We start from the raw sequence: 26,657 nt of genomic DNA, 5'->3' as shown, positions 1-26,657 counted from the left end.
CCGGAAAGATAGGCATTCCGGATCGCCCAGAATAGCGGTACACTCACGTACCACAGCAGTATTTCCTCCTCACCGCACCATCGCTCCAACGCGCCGACGCCAGCCGTAGATTTCATCTACGGCTTAGCTGCATTGGCCGATATTTCGGCGATAAATCGCGATTCAACTGCGGCCTTGAACATTTCTGCGCAGTTTTACCAATTCGCTGACAACCGGCATTGCGATGGTCCACGATCCACACGGGTCGGGAATGACTTCTGCGTGTGGTCGGCGTGTGGTCCTTCCCTTGGGATTTTCACGAAAGGGAGGACAAGGATGCACATTCGTGTGCTTCGGGGGGCAGCACTGACGCTGGTCGCCCTGGTCGGCACCGTCGGACTCGTGCTGACGGCAAGCATGACCACATTGGTTCAGCTGGCGGCAACGGCGCTCATCATGGGCGGAACCGGGATGAAAGCACTGGGCGACCCGCACCAATGGGGTGCCGGTACCTATATGGACCAGGTGAACAACACGTATCTGTCCGACCGGCACCTCGACGAGGACGACCTGAAGTGGGTGCAGACACCGGAGCAGTTCTGGCCCGCGACCGGCCTGACCGACATCAGCTTCGACACCTCAGTCGCCCGCGGCGTCCTCAGCCTCAATAACGCCGTACTGAACACACCGGGAGAAAAAGTCGTCGTCGGCTACTCACAGAGTGCCAACATCGCCACCCGGGAGAAGCGCAATCTGGCCGAGCTTCGCGCCCAGGGCGCCCCGGTGCCCTCCCCTGACGAGTTGTCATTCGTGTTCGTGGCCAACCCCAACCGGCCCAACGGTGGAATCCTGGCCCGGTTCGAGGGCCTCTACATCCCGATCCTCGGCGTCAGCTTCGACGGCGCCACCCCCGATGACGAATACAAGACGATCGACGTCGCCCGCCAGTACGACCTGATCGCCGACTTTCCCAAATATCCACTCAACCTGCTGGCCGATCTCAACGCCCTGATGGGCTACGTCTACCTGCATCCGAACTACGGGTCATCGGTGGTCGACCTGAACGATCCGAGTAAGTACTCGTCCTATACCTCCGGCAACACCACCTACTATCTGATGCACACCGAGCACCTTCCGCTGCTGCAGCCGTTCCGCGACATCGGAATCCCGGCGCCGGTGATCGACCTGGTTGAGCCCACCCTGCGGGTGCTGATCGAGCTCGCCTACGACCGCACGCCGGCCAACATGGGTGTCCCCACCCGTGCCGGGCTCATGCCCCACATCGACCTCGACAAGTTGGCGTCGGATCTGAGGGCCGCGGCCGAGGAGGGCGTGCGCAATGCGCTCGCCGGCTTGGGCATCAAGACCGCCGACCTTACCGACCGCCACACAGAAACCCTTGCCACACTTGATAAGTCGGCTCCCACAAAGGTGGCGCTCGACACCTCGGTGCCCGACAGATCACGGCTGGAACACACTCGTCCGGAACTGGCCGGCATGCACCCTGCAACCGGGGCCGACGCCCTCACCCGTGACACCGATACCCCGCAGTCCGGTCCCAAGGCACAGGACCCCGAGATAAAGACTGAGACCGGGGCTCAGACCGAGACCGACACCACGGCCCAACCCGCGACCGACACCAAGACCAAAACCGAGTCGCCGACGACTCGGCAACTAGCGCCGCCCGAGCGGCAGCCGAAGTCCAAGCCTGAGCTCATCCGGCAGTCAATCCGGCAGGCGCTCATGCCCGACAAGCCGTCTGACGATGCCTCCCAGGCGAAAGCAGATGCGCCACAAGACGGCCCGCGTCCTCCCCGCACAATCCGCCGCTCCGGCCAGAACGATTCGGCCCAGCCGAAACCCGACGCCAAGCACACCAAAGACGGCGGCACGCAAGTCAAACCCCGCCGCGCCCAAGCCCGTTCCGGGCACTCCGACGCGGCATAGGGGCGCATCGGTCGAGCATGCGGAACAGGGCCCGGATCCACGGGGGAATCCGGGCCCTGTCCGCACGCTCGGCACAGTTTTTCCTGGCGGTGGTCCGGGCGCGCGGGCTTCTGACATCCCGCGCGCGATCGGGACATTCGAGTAGTCCACTACTCATGCGCTGCGCGTGATCATGGCGTGATCATTTCTGTACCGAACCGACAACCGTCGGCGGACAGGTTCAACGACACACAAGGCACACGGCCATGACTACGAACTCACCAGCCGTCGGCACCACGACGCAGTCGCGCCCGAAACGCCGCCGCTCAAGCACCATCAAGAAGCCGAACGCAATGACCGCGGCCATCATCGGACTGGTCGGCACCCTCGGCACGGCGTTGATCACGCAGCTGCCGAATTTCTTCGACAAGCCCGGCAGCATTCCGTCGACACCAATCACCGCGACCCAACCTTCCGACCGCGTTGCCGTCGAAGATGCCAAACTCAGTGACTCGCAAAAAGCGCTTGCACTCTGGGGTTCCGCGAGTCCGTCTGTGGAGGCCGTACGGGTAGAGGTCAGCGCGCCGAACGCCAAAGAACCTCTCGTGACGGCCGAAACGGATGTCACCGACGGCAAATGGAACGTAGTGGCCACCAGCGACCAGCAGATCCCGAAACCATTCGAGGTCAAGGCGTTCTACCGGGAGCGGCCCCTCACATCCAGCGGGATCATGAAGTCTTCGCGCATCATGTTCAAGCTCGACCCATCACAGCCGGCACCGACACCACAACCGGGACAGGGTAGCGGTTGCCCCGCCAATTCCGTCCCCGCTTGCACCACCGAGCCCGGCTGGGGACCGCCCGCGGTATACCGATCGGAGTAGCTCCCGAATCAGCCTGAACTGGACGCCAGTTCCTGTCCCCGCATCCGCTGCGAGATCACGGTGGTGATGCCGTCACCGCGCATGGTCACACCGTAGAGCGCGTCGGCGACCTCCATGGTGGGCTTCTGGTGGGTGATCACGATCAGCTGGGAACGTTCCCGCAGCTGCTCGAACAGGCTGATCAGCCGGCGCAGGTTCACATCATCGAGTGCCGCCTCGACCTCGTCCATCACATAGAACGGGGACGGGCGGGCCCGGAAGATCGCCACCAGCATGGCCACCGCCGTCAGGGACTTCTCGCCGCCGGACAGCAGCGAGAGTCGCTTGATCTTCTTGCCCGGCGGCCTGGCCTCGACCTCGATGCCGGTGGTCAGCATGTCACTGGGGTTGGTCAGTAGCAGCCGGCCCTCGCCGCCGGGGAACAGCGTGGAAAACACCTGCTCGAACTCGCGCTCGACATCGACATAGGCCTCGGTGAACACCTGCAGGATGCGCGTGTCGACATCGGCGATCACATCGAGCAGATCGGTGCGCGCGGCTTTGACGTCCTCAAGTTGCGTGGACAGGAAGTTGTAGCGCTCCTCCAGGGCGGCAAACTCTTCCAGCGCAAGCGGATTGACCCGACCCAACTCTGAGAGCTCACGTTCGGCCTTCTTGGCCCGACGCTCCTGGGTCGGCCGGTCGAAAGGCATCGGCGCGGGCGCCATAACCTGCTCGCCCCGCTCACGCGCCTGCTCGTACTCCGCCATCTCCAAATCGCTGGGCGGCAACGCAATCTGCGGACCGTACTCGGCGATCAGGTCGGCGGCGGGCATGCCGAACTGCTCGAGCACCTGCGCCTCGAGCTGCTCGATACGAAGTGAGGCTTGCGCTTTGGCCATCTCATCACGGTGCAGCGCATCGGTGAGCTTGTTGATCCTCGCGTTGAGTTCGGTGACCACCTCACGCACCTGTGACAACGCCGTCGCACGCAGTTGACGCTCGGTGGCCAGCTCGTCACGCATCCGCGAGGCGACCGAAACGACCGCGCTCAACCGTTGGGCCACAATGCGTCCCGACTCGGACACCGCGGCGGCCACCCGCGCCGCATGTTCGCGGGCCTCGCGAGCCCGTTGTGCACGTACCCGGGCCTCGCGCTCGGCAGCAGCGGCCCGGCGCAGTGAATCAGCTCGTCCGCGAACCGCATTCGCTCGTTCCTCGGCGGTACGCACCGACAGCCGGGCCTCCACCTCGACCGAACGGGCCGCCTCCGCGGCAGCCATCGAGGCCTGACGGTCCACCGGCTCGGCCTCGAACATCGGAAGCTGTTCGGCGTTGTGCAACCGCGATTCAAGTTCGGTGAGTTCCTCGACCGTCGAGGTACGCCCGGCCTCGAGTTCGTCGCGTTGGCGGATCAGCCGCTTCCACTCGTCACCGGCACCACGGGCATCCTGCCCCAGCCGGCCCAGTTGCTCGTAGATGGCCGAGATCGCGGCGTCGGATTCGTTGAGCGCGGCCATCGCCTCTTCGGCCGACTCCTGTCGGGCCGCCTGCTCGGTCAACGCACCCGACAATGCGGCCGCCAGCTCACCGGTCTGCCGCTCGACGATTTCCAGTTCGCGTCGGGCCTTGTCGATCTCGGAACTGATCTCCAGTGTGGAGGGCTTGCGGTCGGACCCACCACTGATCCAGCCGGCACCGACCAGGTCACCTTCCGCGGTCACCGCACGCAGGTCCGGTCGTGCCGTCACCAGTTGCACCCCGGCGGGTAGATCGGTCACCACGGCCACCCCGGCGAGCATCGCGGTAATCGCCCCACTCAGCCGGTCCGGGACGGAGACCACCTCGTTGGCCCAGATCGCGCCTTCAGGCAGTACTCCCGATGGTTCCGAGCCGTTGACCTTCCAGTCCCCCAGCAACAGCGCCGCCCGGCCACCGTCGGATTGCTTGAGCGCGGCCACCGCGGCGGCAGCGACACCGAAATCCTCGGCGGCCAACGCGTCGGCAGCCGCACCCAGCACCGTGGCCACCGCCACCTCATGACCCGGCCGGACTTTCAGGTATTCCCCGATGGTGCCGAAAAGTCCTGGGCCACTGTGGTTCTTCTGCAACCAGGCGGCACCGTCTCGTCGGTCCAGACTGACGGAGAGGGCCTCGATGCGGGCCCGCAGCGAGGCCACCTGCCGTTCGGCGGCGCGCTCGGCCGACTGCAGTTCGGCCACTCGCTCATCGGCGAGCCGCAGCGCCGCCACCGAACGGTCGTGCTGCTCGTCCAGGCCCACTTCTCCGGCGTCGAGTTCGCTGACCCGGCTCTGCACGGTCTCGAACTCGGCCTGTGTCAGTTGGGCTTTGGCGGCGGCTTCCTCGATGTTGACCGACATCCGCATGACCCCGTCGTCGATCGACTCGACCCGGGTACGCATCGTGTCGACCTGCCCGGCCAACCGGGCCAGCCCTTCACGACGGTCGGCCTCAGCCCTGGCCGCGGCCAGGTGCGCCCGCTCGGCCTCAGCGGCGATCTGTTCGCGTTCGGCCAGCTCGGCGCGGGCGCTCTCCAAGACGATGCGCGACTCTTCGAGCTCGCCGAGCAGCTCCATCTCCAGCTCGGCAACCTCGTCGGCCTCGGCCTCCAGCGCCTCGGGGTCCTGCCCGGTGGAAACCTCTGCCTGGGACTCGAACAGCTGCGCGCGGTCGGTCGCGATACGCACGGTGGCGCTGAGCCGTTCGGCCAGGGCCGACGCCCGGAACCAGGTCTGCTGTGCCGCCTCGGCGCGGCGGGTCAGTTCGGCCACCGCGGCCTCGTGTGCCTGCAGTTCGACGGTCGAGGTTTCCAGCCGAACGGTCGCCTCGTCGTGCTCGCGGCGCAGCGTGGTCTCGGCCTGGTTGGTGTTGTGGAACTCGACCTGCCGTCTCACCAGGTCATCGGCGGCGAGCCGGAGACGGGCGTCGCGCAGATCGGCCTGGATCGTCGCCGCGCGCCGGGCCATCTCGGCCTGTCGGCCCAGCGGTTTGAGCTGGCGCCGCAACTCTGTGGTCAGGTCGGTCAGGCGGGCCAGGTTCGCCGCCATCGAGTCGAGCTTGCGCACCGCCTTTTCCTTGCGCTTGCGGTGCTTGAGAACGCCGGCAGCCTCCTCGATGAAGGCGCGGCGATCCTCGGGGCGCGACTCCAGGATCTCGGCGAGCTTGCCCTGGCCGACGATGACGTGCATTTCCCGGCCGATACCGGAGTCGCTGAGCAGCTCCTGGACGTCCATCAGTCGGCAGCTGCTGCCGTTGATCTCGTATTCGCCTGCGCCGTCACGGAACACCCGACGGGTGATCGACACCTCGGAGTACTCGATCGGCAGTGCGTTGTCGGAGTTGTCGATGGTCAGCGTCACCTCGGCGCGACCCAGCGGCGCCCGCGAGGACGTGCCGGCGAAGATGACATCCTCCATCTTGCCGCCGCGCAACGTCTTGGCGCCCTGCTCGCCCATGACCCAGGTCAGGGCGTCGACCACGTTCGACTTGCCCGACCCATTGGGGCCGACGACGCAGGTGATGCCGGGTTCGAAGCGCAGAGTCGTCGGCGAAGCGAAGGACTTGAAGCCCTTCAGCGTCAGACTCTTGAGGTGCACGGCGTCTTACCCTACCGCCGACTCGGCTACCGTTCGTGAAACCCCGCCATCGGGGCGTCGGCATCCGCCCAATCTGCGACGACGTTATCGACTGACCCCGGGGTCTGACCGCTCTGCAACAGCTCAAGCAATCGCTGGCACTTATCCCGCGGGCCCTGCGCCACGACATGCACCCGGCCGTCGGGCCGATTGGAAGCAAACCCGGCCAGACCCAGCTCAAGCGCCCGTGACCGGGTCCACCAGCGGAACCCCACGCCCTGTACCTGACCGTGTACCCAGGCGCTCAGGCGTACCTCGGATTCGGGCCCGGCGGCGGGGACTTCCGGTCCGGTCATCGAGTGGCGACCTCGAACTTCACCTCGGTGCCGGATTTCAGCGTGCGGCCCACTGTGCAGACCTGGTCGATGGCGCGCTCGACCACGGTCAACAGCCTGGCCACCTCGGCCTCCGAAAGGCCCGACACGTCGATTTCGAGTTTCTCCTCCAGCAGCGGGTAACGCTCCTGCTCCCGGTCCGCCGGCCCTGACACCCGGATCGTCGCCGGATAGTCGTCGCCCAGGCGGCGACGCAGCGGCTGATCGCTGGACATCCCACTGCACGCCGCGAGGGCGATCTTCATCAGTTCCCCCGGGGTGAACACGCCCTCGACGTCCTCACCGCCGATGAGTACCTCTGCACCGCGCGAACTGCGCCCGACATACCTGCGCACACCGGTGCGATCAACCCAAAGTTCGGTCATGCGGTATTTCTACACGTCGCGGCACACGGTTATTCCAGCGGTAATCGTCCGGCGGCGACCTCTACTTCCGCAACGAGGGTGACGAGTGGAAGGTCTGTATGTCCGCCAGACCTGGGAAATGAGTGCATGCGCCCACGGGTGACCGTTTCGCCACCGCCCCACACCGTTGTGCCGGGGATAGACTCGGCGCAACCGACTTCGCTTGAGGAGCACCGTGACGTATCCGCCCATTCCGCCGACGGGCCCCACCGGCCCCTGGCAACAGCCATACCCCCAGCAACCGGGCGGGCCTCAGGGGTATCCGAACGCCGAGCAGCCGTACGGATCCCCGTACGGAGCGCCTCAGCAGCCCTACGGTGAGCCTCAGCAGCAGCCCTACGGCACGCCGTACGGAGCGCCGCAACAGCCCTACGGGGTCCAGCAGCCCTACGGTGCGCCGCAGCAGCCGTATGGTGCGCCGCAGCAGCCCTACGGCTACCCCACGCCGCAGCCACCCAAAGGCGGCAACGGCAAGTGGTTCGCGATCGCCGCTGCGGTGATCGTGGTGCTGGCACTGGTCGGCGGCGTCATCTTCGCATTGAGCGGCGATTCGAAATCGAACGGCGGCCGCACCAGCGCCGGCTCCTCGCAGTCCAGCGGGAGCGATGCCGAGCAGGAAGTCCGCGACTTCCTCGATGAGGTGATGTCCAGCTCCAGCGACCTCAGCGAAGCCCTGCCCTATTTCTGCCAGGCAGATCAGGATCTGTTCGACAAGATCGGTGGGCTGGATGCGATCGACATTCCGAAGACCACCAACTCCAGCGGGTCGGCGGAGATCACCAAGATCACGGTGAACGGCAGCAAGGCGGTCGTCGACATCTCCAGCAGCGCGGGCCCCGGCAAGTTGTACCTGCGCAAGGAAAGCGGATCGTGGAAGATCTGCATGTCAGACATGCCGGGCATGCCCAGCATGCCGTGATCGGTTCCGGTCAGCCCCGCGGGCGGGGCTGACATTTCGGGCAGTAGAACGACGACCGGTTCATGAACTTCTCACGGCGCATCACCGCGCCGCACCGCCCGCACGGCTCCCCTTCGCGGCCGTAGGCGTCCAAAGACCGTTCGAAGTAACCGGATTCGCCGTTGACGTTCACATACAGCGAATCAAATGACGTCCCGCCCTGGCTCAGCGCATCGGTCATCACCTTCGCGGCGGCGTCGAGCACCTCGGCCAGTCGGCGGCGCGGCAGCAGCGCGGCGGTCCTGGCACCGTTGATCTTGGTCCGCCACAGCGCCTCGTCGGCGTAGATGTTGCCGATACCGGACACCACGGTCTGGTCGAGCAGCTGACGTTTGATCTCAGAGTGCTTGCGCCGCAGCACCGTAACCACGCTGTCTCGATCGAACAGCGGGTCGAGCGGATCGCGCGCGATGTGAGCGACAGGCTGAGGCAACGCGGCGCCGTCGACCGTCACCAGATCGGCCAGCTGCCAGCCCCCGAACGTCCGTTGGTCGACGAAGCTCAGGGCCGTCCCGTCGTCGAGCAGCGCGGCGATTCGCAGATGCCGGTCGTCGCGCAGCGGCCCCAACAGCATCTGGCCGCTCATCCCCAGATGCACCACCAGGGCATCGGTCGCGTCCTCGCTGCCGTCCTCCCCCAGCGTCAGCCAGAGGTACTTACCCCGGCGGCCGGTTCCGGTGATGCGGGCGCCCAGGAGTCGCGCGGTCAGATCGGCGGGACCGGCCTCGTGACGGCGTACGGCACGCGGATGATGCACACGTACCGCTGAAATCGTCTTGCCCGCAACGTGTTCCTGCAAGCCCCGGCGGACTACCTCTACCTCGGGCAGTTCGGGCATCGGTCCTCACGCATTGTCGAGTGCATTCCAGGCCGCGGCCGCAGCCTTGAGCTCGGCCTCTTTCTTGTTGCGCCCCACACCTCTGCCGTACTCGACATCGGCCACCACCACGACCGCCGAGAATTCCTTGTCGTGGTCGGGTCCGGTGGAGGTCACCACATAGCTGGGGGCGCCGAGCCCACGGGAGGCGGTCAGCTCCTGCAGGCTGCTCTTCCAGTCCAGCCCGGCTCCCAGCGTCGGCGCGGTGTCGAGCAGCTCACCGAACAACCGCAGGATCACCTCACGCGAAGTGGTCAGTCCGTGCTGCAAATAGATTGCGCCGAGCAGGGATTCGACACCATCGGCGAGAATGCTGGACTTGTCGGCACCACCGGAGTTCTCTTCGCCCTTGCCCAACAGCAGGTGACTGCCGAGGCCGCCGTCGGTGAGGCCACGGCCGACATCGGCCAGCGCCTGGGTGTTGACGATGCTGGCCCGAAGCTTCGCCAGGTCACCCTCCGAGCGTTCGGGGTGGCGGTGATAGAGCTCCTCGGTGATCGTCAACCCGAGCACGGCATCGCCGAGAAACTCCAGCCGCTCGTTTGTCGGCACGCCGCCGTTCTCGTAGGAGTAACTGCGATGTGTCAACGCGATGGTGAGCAGTTCGGCGGAAAGTTCGACGCCGAGTGCGTCCAGCAGCGCCTCACGCGAGTCGGTCACTCGTCGCCCCTGGGCCGCTCGTCGTCGGGAAGCATCGCAGCCAGCTTGGCCCAGCGGGGATCGATCTTGTCGTGGTGGTGTCCCGGCTCGGCGGTAGCAAGCGCCACTCCGCATTCGGGGCACAGGCCCGGGCAATCCGGGCGGCACAACGGGGAGAACGGCAATGCCAATCCGACAGCGTCGATGATCGGCTGTTGCAGGTCGACCGTGTCGGCCTGGCCGGAGGCGCCGACCCGACCCATCTCGTCGGCCTCGGTGGTCTCGTCGGTGGTGCTGTCCGGGTACGCGTACAGCTCGGTGAGGTCGATCTCGACGTCACCGGTGAGTTCGGTCAGGCAGCGCGCACATTCGCCGGCTGTGGGGGCCGATACGGTCCCACTGACCAGCACACCCTCCGACACCGACTGCAACTGCAGGTCGAGTTCCAGTGGGGCGCCCTTCTCGATGGCGACCAGCTCGGCCCCGATCCGCACTGGACTCGGCACCGTCTCCTGGTGGGCCAGGAACGAACCCGGCCGCCGGCCCAGTCGCGAGACATCGATCACCAGCGGCGATCGCGAATCACCGTGTCCCGCGCCATGCCTGCCCGATCTTGCATGCGTCGCCATGAATCGATCCTACGGCGGCGTCAGATCGCACCACGACGCAGTGCGCGCCGAGAACTGCACAGGGGTGTCAGCGGGTGGCGTAGTCGTGCGTGCCGGCGGTCGTGCGTAGCTGGTGACGTCCGCGGCCGACGGAGCGCAGCGTGCCGTTGAGGAAGTCCTCGAACTCCGCCAGTTTGCTGTCGACGTAGATGTCGCACTCGCCGCGCAACCGGTCGGCTTCGGCGTGCGCCGCGTCGACGAGCCGGGTGGCCTCGGCGGTCGCCGTCGAGACGATCTCGGTCTGCGACACCAGGCGTTGCTGTTCCTTGATGCCTTCTTGCACGGCCTTCTCGTAGGAGATGTTGCCGTTTTCGGTCAGACGATCGGCCTCGGCCTTGGCACGGCCCGTGGTCGCGTCGTACTCGCGTTTCGCCGCGGTCGCGACCCGCGCCGCCTCTTCACGAGCCTCGACGACCATGCGCTCACTGTGCTGACGGGCCTCGGCGACCATCCGGTCGGCCTGCGCCTTGGCGTCGGCGAGCAAGCGATCAGCCTCGCCTCTGGCGTGATTGAGCATGCCGTCGGCATCGGCGTTGGACTTCGACATCACCGACTCGCAGTGATCCTTGGCCTCGCGCAGCAGCGAATCGCGTGCGTCGAGCACGTCCTGCGCATCGTCGAGCTCACCGGGGATCGCGTCCTTGATGTCGTCGATCAGTTCCAGCACGTCACCGCGCGGGACCACGCAACCGGCGGTCATCGGCACACCACGCGCTTCTTCGACGATCGCGCCGAGCTCGTCGAGCGCTTCAAAAACTCGGTACACGGCAAAACCCTCCAGGTCGTCGTTGTCAGTGACTAGTGTGCCTGGTGTTACGCCTGTGACTTGGGAGCACAATCGGTGTGTCGCCCGCAAGCCGCCGGAGAGTCCGGAGGTCGCCGAAGCGCGGGTACCCGATGCGCTAGCCGCTCAGCTTCTCCTGCAGCCGGCGGTTCACCGGCTCGGGCAGCAACTCCGAAACGTCGCCGCCCAACGACGCAACCTCCTTGGCCAACGACGACGACACGAACGAATACTGCGGTGTGGTGGCTACGAAGAAGGTGTCGACGCCGGCCACATGCTTGTTCATCTGTGCCATCTGCAGCTCGTACTCGAAGTCGGTGCCGGTACGCAGACCCTTGACGATCGCGGTCAAACCGCGTGCCTTGACGAAGTCGACCACCAGGCCCTGACCGGACTCGACCCGCAGATTCGGCAGGTGTGTCGTGGATTCGGCGATCATCGCCATGCGCTCGTCGAGGTCGAACATGCCCTTCTTGTTCGGATTCACCAGAACCGCCACCACGACCTCATCGAACTGCGCGGCCGCACGTTCGAATACGTCGACATGGCCAAGGGTCACCGGGTCGAAGGAGCCGGGGCATACCGCGCCACTCATGGGTGACGACGCTACAGGCCGCCGCATCGACGGGTGCTTCAGCCCACTTCGGCGAGTTCCACCCGGGTATCGCCGTAGCGTCGGCTACTCAGCTCATCCCAGCCCGCCGGCCAACTCACCGGCCCACTCGACGAGCGCCGCTCCACCAGGACGACGCTGCCGACGGTCACCCAGCCCGCTTCGGCCAACACGACGAGCATCGCATCGACCGCGGCATCGTCGAGGTCGTACGGCGGGTCTGCGAACACCAGATCCACTGGCCGCGTGGCACCCCCGGCCAACACCACCTCGACACTGCCGCGGCGCACCGTGGCGGCGCGGACGCCGAGGGAGGCGATGTTCTCGGCGATGACCGCCGCCGCGCGAGCATCGGCCTCGACAAAGGTCGCCGAGGTCGCACCTCGTGAAAGCGCTTCCAGGCCGAGCGCTCCCGAACCGGCGTACAGATCCAGCACCGACAATCCGGTGAAATCCAGCCGCGCCGTCAACGCGTTGAACACGGCCTCCCTGACCCGATCGGACGTCGGCCGGGTACCGCTGCGGGGCACCGCAATCCGACGGCCGCCGAGCGTCCCCGCAATGATGCGGGTCAGATTGATTCCCCGGTCGCTTCGCTCCTGCCCGCCGAACCGACCACCACCAGGAGGTCACCGCCCTCGACCTGGGCCGTGGCAGCCACCGCGACACGTTCGACGGTGCCGGCCTTGGGTGCGGTGATCGCGGCTTCCATCTTCATCGCCTCGATGGTGGCGATCGTGGCGCCGGCCTCCACCGTGTCCCCTACCGCGACACCGACGGTGACGACACCGGCGAACGGCGCCGCGACATGAGCCGGGTTGTTGCGGTCAGCCTTCTCCGCCGCCGGGACCTCACTGGCGATGCTGCGGTCACGTACCGTGATGGGACGCAGCTGCCCGTTGAGAATGCACATCACCGTGCGCATCCCGCGCTCGTCGGCGTCGGAGACCGCCTCAAGACCGATGAGCAACTGCACACCGCGCTCGAGTTCGACACGATGCTCCTCGCCGTAGCGCAGCCCGTAGAAGAACTGGTTGGCACTGAGACTCGACGTGTCGCCGTACGTTTCGCGGTGCGCCTCGAACTCCTTGGTCGGCGCCGGGAACAGCAACCGGTTCAATGCCGCCTGACGTTTGGGCCCCGGCGCGGCCAGCAGCGCCTCGTCCTCCGCCGAGAGCTCCTGGATCGGCTTGGCGGGCCCCCGGCCCTCAAGAGCCTTGGTGCGCAACGGTTCCGGCCATCCGCCCGGAGGATCACCGAGTTCACCACGCAGGAACCCGATCACGCTGTCGGGGATGTCGTAGCGGGCGGGATCGGCGGCGAACTCCTGCGCGCTGACCCCGGCGCCCACCAACGCGAGCGCCAGATCCCCGACCACCTTGCTCGACGGGGTCACCTTCACCAACCGGCCCAGCACCCGGTCGGCCGCGGCGTAGTTGGATTCGATCTCCTCGAACCGGTCCCCCAGCCCCAAGGCGATGGCCTGCTGGCGCAGGTTACTCAACTGCCCGCCGGGGATCTCGTGGGTGTACACCCGCCCGGTCGGCGCAGGCAGCCCCGACTCGAACGGTGCATAAACCTTCCGCAGTGCCTCCCAGTAGGGCTCCAGATCGCAGACCGCATCCAGGGACAGACCGGTGTCGTACTCGGTGTGCGCGGCGGCGGCCACGATCGAGGACAACGCCGGCTGACTGGTGGTGCCGGCCAGGGGCGCGGCTGCGCCGTCGACCGCCGACGCGCCGGCCTGCCAGGCGGCCAGGTACGTCGCCAACTGTCCACCCGGGGTGTCATGGGTGTGCACATGCACCGGCAGGTCGAACCGCGACCGCAACGCCGACACCAGGGTGTGCGCCGAATGCGGACGCAACAACCCGGCCATGTCCTTGATCGCCAGCACATGCGCACCGGCGTCGACGATCTGCTCGGCCAGCTTCAAGTAGTAGTCCAGCGTGTACAGGTTCTCGTTGGGGTTACTGAGATCCCCGGTGTAGGACATCGCCACTTCGGCGATCGCCGTGCCCGTCTCACGGACCGCATCGATCGCCGGACGCATCGACTCGACATTGTTCAGCGCGTCGAAGATCCGGAAGATGTCGATCCCGGTGCGGGTCGCCTCGTCGACGAATGCCGATGTCACCAGTTCCGGATAGGGCGTGTACCCCACGGTGTTCCGGCCCCGCAACAACATCTGCAGGCAGATATTGGGGACCGCCTCGCGCAGGGCGGCCAACCGCTCCCACGGATCTTCCTTCAAAAACCGAAGCGCCACATCGTAAGTCGCCCCACCCCAACACTCGATGGACAGCAACTGCGGCATCGTCCGAGCCACATACGGCGCCACCTTGAGCAGGCCGGTGGAACGCAGGCGGGTGGCCAACAAGGACTGATGGGCATCACGGAACGTCGTATCGGTGACCCCGAGGGCCTTGCTGTCACGCATCCAGCGCGCGAACCCTTCGGGGCCCAGCTCGACCAGACGTTGCTTGGAACCCGCCGGCGGTACCGTCGACAGATCCAACGCAGGCAGCTTGTCCTGCGGATACACCCCAGTCGGACGCTCCCCGTTCGGCTTGTTCACCGTGATGTCGGCCAGGTAATTCAAGATCTTCGTACCGCGATCGGCAGGCGACCGCGAGGTCAGCAGCTGCGGGCGATCATCGATGAACGAGGTGGTGACCCGTCCGGCACGGAAGTCCGGGTCGTCGATCACCGCCTGCAGGAACGGGATGTTCGTCGACACGCCCCGGATACGGAACTCCGCCAGCGCACGCCGGGCCCGCGACACCGCCGTGGAGAAGTCCCGTCCCCGGCACGTCAGCTTGACCAGCATCGAATCGAAGTGCGCGGAGATCTCCGCACCCAGGTTGGATCCGCCGTCCAGGCGGATACCGGCACCGCCGGGTGACCGGTAGGCGGTGATCCGCCCGGTGTCCGGACGGAATCCGTTGGCCGGATCCTCGGTCGTGATCCGGCACTGCATCGCCGCCCCGCGGATCACCAACGAGTCCTGGCTCAAACCCAGATCGGCCAGGCTCTCCCCGGCCGCGATCCGCAACTGTGAGCCCACCAGGTCCACATCGGTGATCTCCTCGGTCACCGTGTGCTCCACCTGGATCCGTGGATTGCACTCGATGAACACGTGATGTCCGCGCTCGTCGAGCAGGAACTCGATCGTGCCGGCACAGCTGTAGCCGATCTGGCGAGCCAGGGCCACCGCATCCGAGCAGATCTTCTCGCGCAGCGCAGGATCCAGATTCGGCGCCGGCGCCAGCTCGATCACCTTCTGGTGGCGCCGCTGCACACTGCAATCGCGCTCGAACAGGTGCATCACGTTGCCCTGCGTATCGGCGAGGATCTGTACCTCGATGTGACGCGGGTTGATGACGGCCTGCTCCAGATACACCGCCGGATCGCCGAACGCCGACTCCGCCTCACGCGACGCCGCCTCCACCGCCTCGGGCAGCGCATCGGGATCGGTCACCCGGCGCATGCCGCGACCACCACCACCCGATACCGCCTTGACGAACAACGGGAACTCCATATCCCGTGCCGCAGCGACCAATTCATCCACCGACGACGACGGCGCCGAGGACGCCAGCACCGGCAATCCAGCTGCCTTCGCCGCCGCGATCGCCCGCGCCTTGTTGCCGGTCAATTCCAGAACGTGCGCCGAGGGCCCCACAAAGGTGATTCCCGCCTCCGCGCAGGCCGACGCCAATTCCGGGTTCTCCGACAAGAACCCGTAGCCCGGATACACCGCATCCGCGCCGGAGTGCCTGGCGACCCGGATGATCTCCTCGACTGACAGGTACGCCCGAACCGGATGGCCGATCTCGCCGATCTGATACGACTCGTCGGCCTTCAGACGGTGCAGTGAATTGCGATCCTCATACGGATACACAGCCACCGTCGCGATACCCATCTCATAGGCAGCACGAAATGCACGGATTGCAATCTCGCCACGATTGGCGACTAACAGCTTGGAAATCACGGGTAGACCTAACCGACAAGTTATTGCGTGGGTGTTACGGGAGCGTTGACCAGTATTCCCAGAAACGCACCAAGATCAACAGCACGAGTGAGGTGAACCAGAGCGCCACGAGCGACCACCGCCACTGGTAGATCGCCCGGGCGACCCCGTTGGCTTGCAGCGGTCGAAGCGCGATGGAACTCGACACCACCAGCAGCGGGATGGTCACCGACCACACCACCATGCAGTACGGGCACAGGGCGCCGATGGTGTAGAGGCTCTGGAAGATCAGCCAGTGCACCATGACGGCACCGAGCAGTGTCCCCGTCGCCAGCCCGGCCCAGTACCACCGGGGCAGCCGAACGCCTGCCACGGCCAGCACGCCGGTGACCAGGGTGACCGTGAAGGCGACCAGTCCGATCAGCGAGTTGGGAAATCCGAAGACCGATGCCTGCTCGCGGGTCATCACCGAGCCGCAGGAGATCACCGGGTTCAGGCTGCAGGTCGGAACGTACGACGGATCGATCAGCAGCTCGATCTTCTCGATCGTGAGCGCCATCGACGCCGCCAGACCGAGGACACCTGCGATCAGTATCCAGACGGCACTGGCCTTGCCGACGGCTACGCCCGGGGACTCCTCGGTCCCCAGTTCGTCCAGCTCGGCGGCGGTGTCGCTCATGGGTTGGCCGGCGCCGGAGCGGGTGCTGCAGGTGCGGGGGCCGGCGCGGCAGGCGCCGCCGGGGCAGGCTCTGCGGGGGCAGCGGGGCCGGGGGCCGGGCCCTTCAGCGCGGGCAGGTCGCCGACGATCTCCTTGACCTTCGCGATCAGCGCGTCAGGAGTGGTCGGGCTGTATTCCTCGCCGTTGAACCGCATGGTCGGCGTGGAGTTGATTCCGGTGGCCGCGGCCATGCCCTGCACCATCTCCACGTAGCGGCTCTTGGTGATGCAGTCGGGCACCTCACCGGCAGCGCCGGCCTGGCGGGCAAGTTCGATGATCCGGGCGTTGTCCGGGTAGACACCGCCGCCTTCCGCAGGCTGGATTCCGGGCGTGAAGAGCGCCGAGTGGAAACGCCGGAACGCCTCGACGGACTCGTCGGCGACGCAGTAGCCGGCGCCGCCGGCCCGCGACGAGTAGCCGTTGCCCATCTTGTCCAGGATCGCCACCATGTGGTAGTCGACGGCCACCGCGCCGGCGTCGATCAGCTTGTTGATCGTCGGGCCGAACTGCTGTTCCAGATGACCGCACGCCGGGCACAGGAAATCCTCGTACATGCTCAGCGTCACCTTGGGCTCAGTGGTGCCCTCTTTGGTGATCACACCGGGCGCAGCGACGTGCACCGCCCTGGCCTCCCCGGAGGCCGGCCGCTTGTGGCCCGTCGTCACGATGTAGAGCACCAGGCCGACGGCGAACAGCACGACAACGGCTGTCAGCCCGATCTGAACGAACAGGTTGCGCTTGCGGTCAGCCGCCTTGAGGTCGTACTTCGCGGTCTTCTTCGGTTTGGCCACGTCGACAAGCGTACCGGCGTCGACAGGTCAACTTTCGGCGTGGCTGAGATGTGCGCGCAGCGCAGAGATCATTGCGCCCGTGGCGGCGGCGCTGCCGCCTCCCAGCGGGAAGAAGTTGGCGAACGCGTGGATCAGCGACCGCTCTTCCCGGAGGTCCACGACCACCCCGGCGTCGCGCATCGCCCCGGCATATCGGTTGCCCTCGTCCCGCAACGGATCGAACCCGGCAGTGACCACCAGCGCGGGCGGCAGGCCGGAGAGATCTTCACTGAGCAACGGTGACACCAGCGGATCCTCGGCCGATACCTCGGCGCCGTCGAGGTAGTGCCCGGCAAACCAGTCCATGTCACGCTTCCCCAGGAAATAGCCGTCGGAGAACAGCGTCTTGGATCGCGTCTCACTCGACCAGTCGGTGACCGGGTAGAGCAGCAGCTGGAGCGCAGGCAGCGGCAGTTCGGAGTCACGGGCCTGTTGGGCCACGACGGTGGCCAGGTTGCCGCCCGCGCTGTCTCCCCCGACGACGATGCGCGTGGCCCCCAGGCCGGCGGCGTGGTCGAGTGCCCAGCGGTAGGCCGCGTAGGCGTCGTCGACTGCGGCCGGCGCCTTGTGCTCGGGCGCGAGCCGATAGTCGACGGCGATCACCTGGATTCCGCCGTCCCGGCAGATCAGCCGGCAGAGGCTGTCATGGGTGTCGAGGTCACCGATCACGAAGCCGCCGCCGTGGAAGTACAGCAGCAGCGCCGAGATCGCCGGGGACCCGGTCCCATCGGGGACGTACCGTCGCGCCGGGATCGGCCCGGCCGGCCCGGGAATCGAAATGTCGGTGACATCCGCTCGGATCCGGGCCTTCATCATGGCCGCCGTGGCTCGCAGCGCGGCCCGCGAGACGGCGACACCGGACTCCGGACTGTAATCGGCGACCAGGCCGCCGACTCCGGCCGCGTGTTCGGCCGCCAAGGTGAATTGCAGGGTGGTGTCCAGGGTGTTGCCGTCGACGGTCACCGAACGCCCACCGAGCAGCAGCCGCTTGGTCCGATCCGAAATCCTGGGAATCGCGGCCAAGGTCAACCCGGTCGCCCGCTCAAGCAGCACGTGTTTGACCGTGTCCCGGCGATGACCGTCAGGTCCGCCTCCGGCTTGTCCGCCTGGCAGACTTTCAGTCATGGCTGCTCCCTCTGTGAGTCCTCGTGTCACGCTCAACGACGGTAATTCGATACCGCAGGTCGGGTTGGGGGTTTGGCAGACCCCTGCCGAGGAGACCGAACGCGCGGTGACCGCAGCCCTGCAGGCCGGGTATCGGCACATCGATACTGCCGCCGCCTACCGCAACGAGGCCGAGACCGGCCGCGGCCTGCTCAACTCCGGGGTCCCCCGCGAAGACGTGTTCCTGGTGACCAAACTGTGGAACAGCGACCAGGGATATGACTCCACCCTGGCTGCGTTCGACGCGAGCCTGGACCGGCTCGGCGTCGACTACCTCGACCTCTACCTCATCCATTGGCCGGTACCGGCCAACAACGCCTACGTCGACACGTTCAAGGCCTTCGCACACCTCCACGATCAGGGCCGGGTCCGCTCGATCGGGGTGAGCAATTTCGCGCCCGAACACCTCACTGTGCTCATCGACGCCACCGGCATCGTGCCTGCGGTCAATCAGATCGAATTGCACCCGCTGTTTCCGCAACGCGAGCTTCGTGAAGCGCACGCCAGATTGGGCATCGCCACCGAGGCATGGAGCCCGCTGGGGCAGGGTTCGCTGCTCACGGATCCGGTGATCACCGGCATCGCCGGACGGCACGGTAAAACCCCCGCACAGGTACTGATTAGGTGGCATATCCATCTGGGTAATATCGTCATCCCCAAGTCGGTGAACCCCGAGCGCATTGTCAGTAATTTCGACGTGTTCGATTTCGATCTGGACGAAACGGACATGGCGGCCATCGCCACGTTGGAGACGGACACCCGCCTGGGACCCGATCCCCGAACCTTCAACTTCACAGGATAGGTGACATGACCTCCTCGGACGGGGCTGCGATTCCCACCGTCACGCTCAACGACGACCGTACGATCCCCGTCGTCGGTCTCGGCGTCGGCGGCCTCTCGGATTCCGAGGCAGAGCGTGTCGTGTCCGCGGCGCTGGAGGCGGGCCACCGGTTGATCGACACGGCGGCGGCCTACGGAAACGAGGCCGGCGTCGGGCGCGCCATCGCGGCATCGGGCATTCCGCGCGAGGAGATCTCGGTCACCACCAAGCTGGCCATCACCGATCAGGGTTTCCAGTCGTCCCAGAACGCCGGGCGGGCCAGCCTGGAGCGGCTGGGCCTGGACTACGTGGACCTCTACCTGATCCATTGGCCCGGCAACGACATCGGCAAGTACGTCGACAGCTGGGGTGGGCTGATGGCACTCAAGCAGGAGGGGCTGGCCCGCTCCACCGGCGTGTCCAACTTCAGCCCCGAGAACCTCTCGACGATCGTGGACCTGACCTTCGTCGCACCCGCGGTCAACCAGATCGAGCTGCACCCCTTGCTCAACCAGAGCGCCTGGCGGGCGGCCAATGCCCAGTACAACGTCACGACCGCGGCCTACAGCCCGCTCGGCGTCGGCAATCTGCTCGACAACCCGGTTGTCACGGCCATCGCCGAGGCGCACGGCAGGACCCCGGCACAGGTGCTGATCCGCTGGAGCATCCAGCTGGGCAACATCGTGATCTCCCGGTCGACCAACCCGGAGCGGATCGCGTCCAACCTTGAGGTGTTCGGCTTCGAGCTGACCGCCGAGCAGATGGACAGCCTCAACGGCCTCGACGACGGCACCCGGTTCCGGCCGGACCCGGCGACGTTCACGGGCTAGCCACGTTCGCGGGTAGCTCCCCGCGCGAGCAGACGAGAAACCCCCTTTTCCATTGGAAGAGGGGGTTTCTCGTCCGTTCGCGATGGTCGCCGGCACATCTGCAATCGTGCCTGCACCGGTGTATGTCTCCGAGCCCTTGACGTTCGTGCGCGCACACTCCATTATTTGAACATGTTCACTGAACATGTTCAGTCACGCGCCGCCGCCAAGGACGAGACCAGGCGCAAGGTCCTGGTGGCCGCCGAACGGCTGTTTCGCAGACAGGGTTTCGTTGACACGACCATCCGCCAGATCGCTGCGGAGGCGGGCGTCAGCACGGGCACGGTGATGGGCGTCGGCGATAAGGACGGCCTGCTGATCAAGGTGTTCGACGACTGGATCGCCGCAGTGCACCGTGCACGCCGACCGGGAGGCGAACGGCAAGAGCCGTTGACCCCCGAAGGCGCGGCCGACGCGGTGATCGATCTGCTCATGCCGTTCTTGCGGCATTTCGCCAAAGATCCGGCCCTGTCCAGGCAGTACTCGTCGATCGTCGTTCGCGGCACCCACGAATCAGCGATCTTCGGCGACCTCGCCGTCGCATTGGTCACCGAATTTCAGGCAGTGCTGGCACGAGCCGCCCTCTGCGATGCCGCCGCCGCGCGCGCAGCCCGGGTCGTCTACTTCGCGTATCTGGGCATCGTCATGACCGGTGGCAATTACGTGTCCGGCGGCGCATCGGTGCCCGACCAACTGCGCGATGCGGTCCGCTCCGTGATCGAGCATCCACAACAAGGAGATGATTTGTGACTGGTGTTCCGCACTACTGGTGGCCTACAGCATTGTTGGCGCTTGCCCTCTTCGGCGATGCCGTGATGTCGATCCACCCGCCACAGTTCATCCGCAAATGCTTGGAGGGAGTGCGCCTTCCGCAGGACTGGTGGTGGGCGTTGGTGGTAGTCAAGCTGTTGGCTGCGGCCGGCCTGGTGGCTGGATTGAAATATCCCGGTATCGGCGTGGCCGCCAACGTCGGCGTGATCGCCTACTTCCTATGCGCCACCTATGCGCACTATCGTGCCAAGTTCTTGAAACAGGAGTTCTGGCTCAATTGCCTGGGCATGCTTGCGCTCTCGGTCGGAGTCTTCGTGGTGTCATACCTGCTGTGACCACCTCGCGCGGGAGTCACTCAGCCCGTGGGGCAGGTGCCCGCGGCTTCGCGCAGCACCCCGGCCGACGCGGTGTCGACCGGGAGCGCGTAGCCGCGCAGTACCTCGACGAACTGCACCGCGTACTGACACCAGAACGCCCGGTTGGGCGGCATCCAGTGGGCCGGCTCCTGATCGCCCTTGTCCTGATTGGGTTTGCCGGCGACCGCCAACAGATTGGCCGGGTCGTTGGCGAACCGCAGCCGTAGATCGTCGGGCCAGTCGCGGGCCCCCAGATCCCAGGCCAACGCCAGCGGCACGATGTGGTCGATCTGTACCGAGGCGCCGGTCTGATTGCCGCGGACGAACGACACCACCGCATTCGTGTACGGATCGTGCAGCGTGCCGGTCGCCACGGCGTCCGGACACCGCTTGATCGCGACGAACGTCTTGTCGACGAGGTCGCGGTTGAGGATGTCGTTACGGGTGTCGCAGCCGTTGTGGCCACCGGGCGCGCTGTTGTCATCGTCCCAGGACTCACCGAACGCCGCGCGACGATAGTCGTTGCCGCGCACCCGCACCGGCACCTCGGGCACTCCGGCCAAGAGATCGGCCCCGGGGGCGATAGTGGGCGGTTGCGCCTGGGCCGCGAACTGTACGGAGTGTCGGTTCGATGTGCTCACCTGGACGGCGACCACCACCGCGAGCGCGACGGCCGCGGCCAGCCACCACACCCGGCGGCGGGTCATGCCTTGTCCAGGTATTCGACGCGATCGGTGTTCACGAACTGTGCTGCCAGCAGATCCATTCCGGAATCGTGCGGGCTCTGCGAGTAACGCTGCTCGCAGAACGCCCGGGCCTCCTGGATCACTTCGAGGTGATCCCGCAGGGACAGGAAGCGCAGATTGATGGTGCGCCCGGATTGGTTGAGGCCCAGCACATCTCCCTCGCGACGCTCATCGAGGTCGAGATCCGCCAGGGCGAAACCGTCGAGTGTTCCGGCCACCGCGGTGATGCGAGCACCGGCCTTGGAGGTCTCGGGGAGCCGGGTGGCCAGCAGGCACAGGCTGGGATGCTGGCCACGACCGATCCGGCCGCGCAGCTGGTGCAGCTGGCTGATGCCGAACCGGTCGGCGTCCATCACCACCATCATCGTCGAGTTGGGTACGTCGACGCCGACCTCGATGACGGTGGTACACACCAGCACGTCGATCTCGCCGGCCCGGAACGCACCCATCACGGCGTCCTTCTCGTCACCGGACAACCGGCCGTGCATGAGCCCGATCCGCAACCCCGACAACGGGCCTGCGCTCAACCGATCGAACAGATCGACCACCGTGACGGGCGGCGGGCCGCCGCGCCCGTCGTTCTTGTCGCCGGGCTTGTCGGATTCGTCGATACGTGAGGCGACCACGTAGGCCTGCCGGCCCGCGCCCACCTCCTCTCGGATGCGGGCCCAGGCCCGGTCCAGCCAGGTCGGCTTCTGCGAGACGAAAATGGTGTTGGTGGTGATGGGTTGACGGCCGCGGGGTAGTTCGCGCAGCGTCGAGGTCTCCAGATCGCCGTACACCGTGAGCGCCACGGTGCGCGGGATCGGGGTGGCCGTCATCACCAGGAGGTGGGGAGTCAATCCATCACGAGCCTTGGCACGCAGTGCATCCCGCTGCTCGACGCCGAACCGGTGCTGTTCGTCGACGACCACCATGCCGAGATTGTGAAACTCCACCGCATCCTGCAGCAGGGCGTGCGTACCGACGACGATCCCGGCCTGCCCGGACGCCACCTCGCCGCGCACGGCACGCTTCTGCGGCGCCGTCATCGACCCGGTCAGCAGCGCGATACCGGTGGCCGTCTCGGTGCCGCCGAGCTGTCCCGCCATTGCCAGCGGCCCCAGCACGTCACGGATCGAGCGCGCATGTTGGGAGGCAAGCACTTCGGTGGGCGCCAGTAATGCGCACTGGTAACCGGCATCGACCATCTGCAGCATCGCCAGCACCGACACGATGGTCTTGCCCGAACCCACCTCGCCCTGAAGCATCCGGTTCATCGGCCGCGTTGAGGCCAACTCGCCCGAGATCACCTCCAGCACTTCGGATTGCCCCGCGGTCAGCTCGAAGGGCATCCGACTGCGCATCGCCGCGGCCAATCCGCCGTCGACAGGTGGTGCGGGAGGACCGGATTCGCTGAGCTCGCTGTAGCGCCGGCCCACCAACCCCCACTGCAGACCGATGGCCTCATCGAAGGTAAGTCGTTCGGCCGCACGCTCCCGCTGCGTCGCGTTCTCGGCCAGGTGGATGGCCCGCAGTGCCTCATCCTCGGATACCAGGTTGTGTTGGCGGACAAAATCTTCCGGAAGCGGATCCGGGATCGGGTCGAGCATGTCGAGGGTCTGCCGCACGCAGGCGTAGATGTCCCAGCTCTGAATCTTGGCCGACGCCGGGTAGATCGGGAAGAAGTCCCGCTCGAACTCGGCCAGCATGTCCTCGCCGCTGGCCCCCGACGCCGACGCGATGGTGGTCAACGACTTGGTGCCGATCTGCTTTCCGGGTGGCGGATTGAGCACCAGGAACGCCGGGTGGTTCAACTGCAGGGTGTTGCGGAAGTACTTGACCTCGCCGGAGAGCATCAGACGGGTGCCCGTCTCCACCTTGTCAACCATCCACCCGGCATTGAAGAACGTGGCCGTCACCGCGGGCCGATGATCGCCCAGGGCCACCCGCAGGTATTTGGCCCGCCTGGTCCCGCCGGATTTCGTTCGGACGGTCGACTTCATCTCACCGACCTCGGCTTTGGTCACCACGTCGATGAAGGTGACGTGTTCGCCTTCTTCCAGGTCGAGCGCCTCACCCTCCTCACGCACCGTCATACCGTCGCTGTATTTGCGCGGGTAGTGCCGCAGCAGATCGTTGACCGTGCGAAGGCCGAAATTCACATTCAGCTTGTCCGCGTTCTTCTTTCCGACCACGAACTCGAGGCGGTCGCTGAGACTGACCATTACTCCACCCCGATGAGCAGGGCGTCGCCGCGGTGGCCGGTGTGATAGGTGATCAGCTCGGCGCCGAGGTGCTCGCGATGCACATGGGCCTGCAGCGCCTCCCCCACCGCGCCGTCCACACCATCCCCGGTCAGCACCGTGATCAGCTCTCCGCCCGCCACCATCAACAGGTCGATCAACCCGGCGGCCGCGGTGGTGATGTCGGGCCCCACGATCAGCACCTCATCGCCTGCGATGCCCAGCCCGTCGCCCGGCTTACAGGTACCCGCCCACGTCAACGCCTCTTCGGTGGCGATCCGCACGGCTCCGTGCCGCGCCCCTGCCGCTGCTCGCGCCATGGTGTACCCGTCATCGACCGCTTGTCTGCTCTCGTCGTGGACCGCCAACGCGGCCAGCCCCTGCACCATCGAGCCGGCCGGCACCGGCACGACATCGATGCCGCGCCCGATCGCCGCCGTGCAGCCCGCCACCAACTCCTCGGCGGCGACGTACCCATTGGGCAGCACCATGACCTGGGCAGCGCCCACGTCGATCAGGGCACGCAACAACTGCTGGGCGTTGATGGGCTCGCCTCCGTCGGGCCGTAATACGTGCGCGCCCTCACCGGCGAACAGTTCGACGCCGCCGTCCCCGTCGACGACGGCCAGCACCGCACGCTCGCGGGCCCAGGCCCCGGCAGACCGGAGGCCCGGGGCCCCGGTCAGGGCGGTGATCTGGATGCGGTTCAGCGCGCCGACCGCGAGCCCGGCCTCGACCGCAGCCCCGGCGTCGTCGACGTGGACGTGAACCGAGTACTGATCACTTCCCGAAGCGGCGATCGCCACCGACTCGCCCATCTGCTCGAGCGCGGCCCGCAACCCCTCGACGGCGGGTGCGCCGCATCCGGTGAGCAGGTACATGACCTCGAACTGCGGCGCGGCCTCTGCGGCGGCAAGGGCCGTGGCCGCGAGTGCGGCCTGCGGTGAGGCCGGGGTGTACACCGGCCGCCGCGGCGCATGCCCGACCAGGGTCGCTGTCATCGCGTCGAGCAGGACCAACAGACCGCGGCCACCGGAATCGACCACGCCGGCCCTGGCGAGCACGTCGAGTTGCTGTGGTGTGCGATCCAGGGCTGCTGATGCGGCATCGCCGGCGGCGGTAGCCGCATCGGCGACGTCACCTCCCCCGGCCGCGCAGTGTTCGGCAGCCTCGGCCGCGGCCTCCAGCACCGACACGATCGTGCCCGGCACGGGCTCACCCATCGAGGTGACAGCCAGGGCTGCCGCATGGCGCAGCGCCGCACCGAACAGCGCGGCGTCCACAACGGCAAGGTCGCCGTCACGCTGGGCCGCCGCGGTGGTGACCACCTCGGCCAGGCCGAGCAGAATTTGCGACAGGATCACCCCGGAGTTGCCGCGGGCCCCCTGCAACGCCCCGGCCGCCAACGCGCCTGCCACCGACGGGATGTCCCCGCCTACCGGTTCGGCATCGGCATGCGCCCATGCCGAACGCATCGTGAACAGCATGTTTGTCCCAGTGTCCGCGTCGGCCACCGGGAACACGTTGAGCCGGTTGATCTCGTCGGTATGGGTGATCAGGTCATCAACGGCAGCGTGGGCCCATGCCCGCAGAGCAGGGGCGTCCAGCCGCCGAGCCGACATCGGACCTCCCAATCCCCATCAGATCCCACAGAATCCCGCGGCCGTCCCCCGCAGTCACCGCCGTGGGCGCCAGCCTATCGACTGACGGCGACAATCTTGATCAGAGCACCGCCGGCTGTGGACAACCTGGGGTGGTGTTCACGGGCCGTTTTGGCGATCTTCCGGCCTCCCGGTATTCTGATCAGGTTGTCGGGTTGAGCCCCGCCGTTTTGCGGCGAGCGGGCCCAGACCCCCCAAGTACTGATTTCAAGGAGTTGTTGATATGGCTGCCGTGTGCGATATCTGCGGAAAGGCCCCAGGCTTCGGCAAGTCGGTGTCGCACTCGCATCGGCGGACCAGCCGGCGCTGGGATCCGAACATCCAGTCGGTGCGTACCGTTGCGCGTCCGGGTGGCAACAAGCAGCGCGTGAACGCCTGCACCTCCTGCATCAAGGCCGGCAAGGTCTCGCGCGGCTGACGTCGCACGCCTGATCGGGTGCGCGACCATCTTGTTTAGCTGAGGTGACGGCGGGGTATTTCCTGCCGTCATGACCTTATGCCCTGCATCACATAAATCGCTTTATGCGTTTGCTGCCGCCATCGCGGTCGGCTCGATGCTGACCGCGTGTGGCGGTACCGCCTCCGACGACAACAAGACCACTTCGGAGACCCCTTCGACGACCGAGGCTCCGGTGACCCACACCGAGACCACCGTCATCGAATCCCCGGTATCGCCCGGCCCGGCATCGCCGTCGGCGGAGATGCCCGGCCCCGCGACCGGAGGCGGTGGGGACATGACCATCCAGATTCCCTCACCGGAGATCCCGTCACCCCCGCCGATCCCGGCGCCGCCCGCGATCCCCGCCCCGCCTGCGGTTCCCATGC

At 66.5% G+C, this 26,657-nt stretch carries 25 protein-coding genes; 8 read left to right on the top strand and 17 right to left on the bottom strand.

The window, feature by feature from the left end; genetic code table 11:
• Positions 1–315: 315 nt before the first annotated feature.
• Positions 316–1,926 (top strand): PE-PPE domain-containing protein, encoded by a 1,611-nt coding sequence (locus tag ACWEFV_RS00930; RefSeq protein WP_450068742.1) that lies wholly within the window; start codon positions 316–318, stop codon positions 1,924–1,926.
• Positions 1,927–2,258: 332 nt separating this feature from the next.
• Positions 2,259–2,789 (top strand): hypothetical protein, encoded by a 531-nt coding sequence (locus ACWEFV_RS00925; RefSeq protein ID WP_167857795.1) that lies wholly within the window; start codon positions 2,259–2,261, stop codon positions 2,787–2,789.
• A gap of 8 nt (positions 2,790–2,797) precedes the next feature.
• Here ACWEFV_RS00925 and smc read toward each other — a convergent pair whose 3' ends face one another.
• The 3 genes from smc to ACWEFV_RS00910 are packed head-to-tail and all read right to left on the bottom strand — an operon-like array spanning position 2,798 to position 7,124.
• A complete protein-coding gene (gene smc / locus ACWEFV_RS00920; protein ID WP_135453611.1) occupies positions 2,798–6,385 on the bottom strand; it encodes a chromosome segregation protein SMC in 3,588 nt (1,195 codons plus the stop codon).
• A 26-nt stretch (positions 6,386–6,411) separates the two neighbouring features.
• Positions 6,412–6,720 carry an acylphosphatase gene (locus ACWEFV_RS00915; protein WP_450068741.1) on the bottom strand — a complete coding sequence of 103 codons (309 nt, stop codon included), beginning with the start codon at positions 6,718–6,720 and terminating at the stop codon, positions 6,412–6,414.
• On the bottom strand, positions 6,717–7,124 hold the full coding sequence (locus tag ACWEFV_RS00910; protein ID WP_450068740.1) for an OsmC family protein: 408 nt from the start codon (positions 7,122–7,124) through the stop codon (positions 6,717–6,719). The genes ACWEFV_RS00915 and ACWEFV_RS00910 overlap by 4 nt, the downstream gene beginning before the upstream one ends.
• Before the next feature lie 214 nt (positions 7,125–7,338).
• Between ACWEFV_RS00910 and ACWEFV_RS00905 the strand changes: the two genes are divergently transcribed.
• Entirely contained in the window at positions 7,339–8,082 is a 744-nt protein-coding gene (locus tag ACWEFV_RS00905) for an Rv0361 family membrane protein (protein WP_450068739.1), read from the top strand.
• Between the two features lie 10 nt (positions 8,083–8,092).
• On the opposite strand, the gene mutM is transcribed toward ACWEFV_RS00905, so the two are convergent.
• The 10 genes from mutM to ACWEFV_RS00855 all read right to left on the bottom strand — a co-directional run bounded on the left by mutM (position 8,093) and on the right by ACWEFV_RS00855 (position 18,345).
• On the bottom strand, positions 8,093–8,959 hold the full coding sequence (mutM, locus tag ACWEFV_RS00900) for a bifunctional DNA-formamidopyrimidine glycosylase/DNA-(apurinic or apyrimidinic site) lyase (protein ID WP_450068738.1): 867 nt from the start codon (positions 8,957–8,959) through the stop codon (positions 8,093–8,095).
• A 6-nt stretch (positions 8,960–8,965) separates the two neighbouring features.
• Positions 8,966–9,658 (bottom strand): ribonuclease III, encoded by a 693-nt coding sequence (gene rnc, locus ACWEFV_RS00895; RefSeq protein WP_135453606.1) that lies wholly within the window; start codon positions 9,656–9,658, stop codon positions 8,966–8,968.
• Positions 9,655–10,266 (bottom strand): YceD family protein, encoded by a 612-nt coding sequence (locus tag ACWEFV_RS00890; protein ID WP_450068737.1) that lies wholly within the window; start codon positions 10,264–10,266, stop codon positions 9,655–9,657. Before ACWEFV_RS00890 ends, rnc begins: the two co-directional genes overlap by 4 nt.
• A gap of 67 nt (positions 10,267–10,333) precedes the next feature.
• Positions 10,334–11,071, bottom strand: coding sequence for a cell division protein SepIVA (gene sepIVA, locus ACWEFV_RS00885; protein WP_135453604.1), 738 nt, complete (start codon positions 11,069–11,071; stop codon positions 10,334–10,336).
• Between the two features lie 136 nt (positions 11,072–11,207).
• Positions 11,208–11,684, bottom strand: coding sequence for a pantetheine-phosphate adenylyltransferase (coaD, locus tag ACWEFV_RS00880; RefSeq protein ID WP_135453603.1), 477 nt, complete (start codon positions 11,682–11,684; stop codon positions 11,208–11,210).
• A 38-nt stretch (positions 11,685–11,722) separates the two neighbouring features.
• The gene (gene rsmD, locus ACWEFV_RS00875) at positions 11,723–12,277 is read right to left on the bottom strand and encodes a 16S rRNA (guanine(966)-N(2))-methyltransferase RsmD (RefSeq protein ID WP_450069246.1); all 555 of its coding nucleotides are present in this window, start codon (positions 12,275–12,277) and stop codon (positions 11,723–11,725) included.
• Complete coding sequence (locus ACWEFV_RS00870; protein ID WP_450068736.1) at positions 12,274–15,693, bottom strand: pyruvate carboxylase; 3,420 nt, start codon at positions 15,691–15,693, stop codon at positions 12,274–12,276. The genes rsmD and ACWEFV_RS00870 overlap by 4 nt, the downstream gene beginning before the upstream one ends.
• A gap of 34 nt (positions 15,694–15,727) precedes the next feature.
• Entirely contained in the window at positions 15,728–16,351 is a 624-nt protein-coding gene (locus ACWEFV_RS00865; RefSeq protein ID WP_450068735.1) for a vitamin K epoxide reductase family protein, read from the bottom strand.
• Positions 16,348–17,181, bottom strand: a complete 834-nt coding sequence (locus ACWEFV_RS00860) for a DsbA family protein (RefSeq protein WP_450068734.1) — start codon at positions 17,179–17,181, stop codon at positions 16,348–16,350. The genes ACWEFV_RS00865 and ACWEFV_RS00860 overlap by 4 nt, the downstream gene beginning before the upstream one ends.
• A gap of 27 nt (positions 17,182–17,208) precedes the next feature.
• Complete coding sequence (locus ACWEFV_RS00855) at positions 17,209–18,345, bottom strand: alpha/beta hydrolase (RefSeq protein WP_450068733.1); 1,137 nt, start codon at positions 18,343–18,345, stop codon at positions 17,209–17,211.
• Positions 18,346–18,358: 13 nt separating this feature from the next.
• Between ACWEFV_RS00855 and ACWEFV_RS00850 the strand changes: the two genes are divergently transcribed.
• The 4 genes from ACWEFV_RS00850 to ACWEFV_RS00835 all read left to right on the top strand — a co-directional run bounded on the left by ACWEFV_RS00850 (position 18,359) and on the right by ACWEFV_RS00835 (position 21,179).
• A complete protein-coding gene (locus ACWEFV_RS00850) occupies positions 18,359–19,186 on the top strand; it encodes an aldo/keto reductase (protein ID WP_450069245.1) in 828 nt (275 codons plus the stop codon).
• 5 nt (positions 19,187–19,191) lie between these two features.
• Positions 19,192–20,034 carry an aldo/keto reductase gene (locus tag ACWEFV_RS00845; protein WP_135453599.1) on the top strand — a complete coding sequence of 281 codons (843 nt, stop codon included), beginning with the start codon at positions 19,192–19,194 and terminating at the stop codon, positions 20,032–20,034.
• A 171-nt stretch (positions 20,035–20,205) separates the two neighbouring features.
• Positions 20,206–20,823, top strand: coding sequence for a TetR/AcrR family transcriptional regulator (locus ACWEFV_RS00840; protein WP_450068732.1), 618 nt, complete (start codon positions 20,206–20,208; stop codon positions 20,821–20,823).
• Positions 20,820–21,179 carry a DoxX family protein gene (locus ACWEFV_RS00835; protein WP_450068731.1) on the top strand — a complete coding sequence of 120 codons (360 nt, stop codon included), beginning with the start codon at positions 20,820–20,822 and terminating at the stop codon, positions 21,177–21,179. The genes ACWEFV_RS00840 and ACWEFV_RS00835 overlap by 4 nt, the downstream gene beginning before the upstream one ends.
• 20 nt (positions 21,180–21,199) lie before the next feature.
• On the opposite strand, the gene ACWEFV_RS00830 is transcribed toward ACWEFV_RS00835, so the two are convergent.
• Genes ACWEFV_RS00830 through ACWEFV_RS00820 form a run of 3 tightly spaced genes read right to left on the bottom strand, consistent with a single transcriptional unit; the run spans position 21,200 to position 25,793 of the window.
• Positions 21,200–21,907: an HNH endonuclease family protein gene (locus ACWEFV_RS00830; RefSeq protein WP_450068730.1), complete on the bottom strand. Its 708-nt coding sequence runs from the start codon at positions 21,905–21,907 to the stop codon at positions 21,200–21,202.
• A complete protein-coding gene (gene recG / locus ACWEFV_RS00825; RefSeq protein WP_450068729.1) occupies positions 21,904–24,153 on the bottom strand; it encodes an ATP-dependent DNA helicase RecG in 2,250 nt (749 codons plus the stop codon). The genes ACWEFV_RS00830 and recG overlap by 4 nt, the downstream gene beginning before the upstream one ends.
• Complete coding sequence (locus ACWEFV_RS00820; protein WP_450068728.1) at positions 24,153–25,793, bottom strand: DAK2 domain-containing protein; 1,641 nt, start codon at positions 25,791–25,793, stop codon at positions 24,153–24,155. Before ACWEFV_RS00820 ends, recG begins: the two co-directional genes overlap by 1 nt.
• A gap of 262 nt (positions 25,794–26,055) precedes the next feature.
• Between ACWEFV_RS00820 and rpmB the strand changes: the two genes are divergently transcribed.
• Complete coding sequence (rpmB, locus tag ACWEFV_RS00815; protein ID WP_135453593.1) at positions 26,056–26,250, top strand: 50S ribosomal protein L28; 195 nt, start codon at positions 26,056–26,058, stop codon at positions 26,248–26,250.
• A gap of 102 nt (positions 26,251–26,352) precedes the next feature.
• Here rpmB and ACWEFV_RS00810 read toward each other — a convergent pair whose 3' ends face one another.
• Positions 26,353–26,655: a hypothetical protein gene (locus ACWEFV_RS00810; RefSeq protein ID WP_450068727.1), complete on the bottom strand. Its 303-nt coding sequence runs from the start codon at positions 26,653–26,655 to the stop codon at positions 26,353–26,355.
• Positions 26,656–26,657 lie beyond the last annotated feature (2 nt).

Source organism: Mycobacterium sp. NPDC004974 (genome assembly GCF_053600815.1).
Note: the sequence above shows the minus strand (reverse complement) of the source record. Positions and strands in the feature narration are given on the sequence as shown.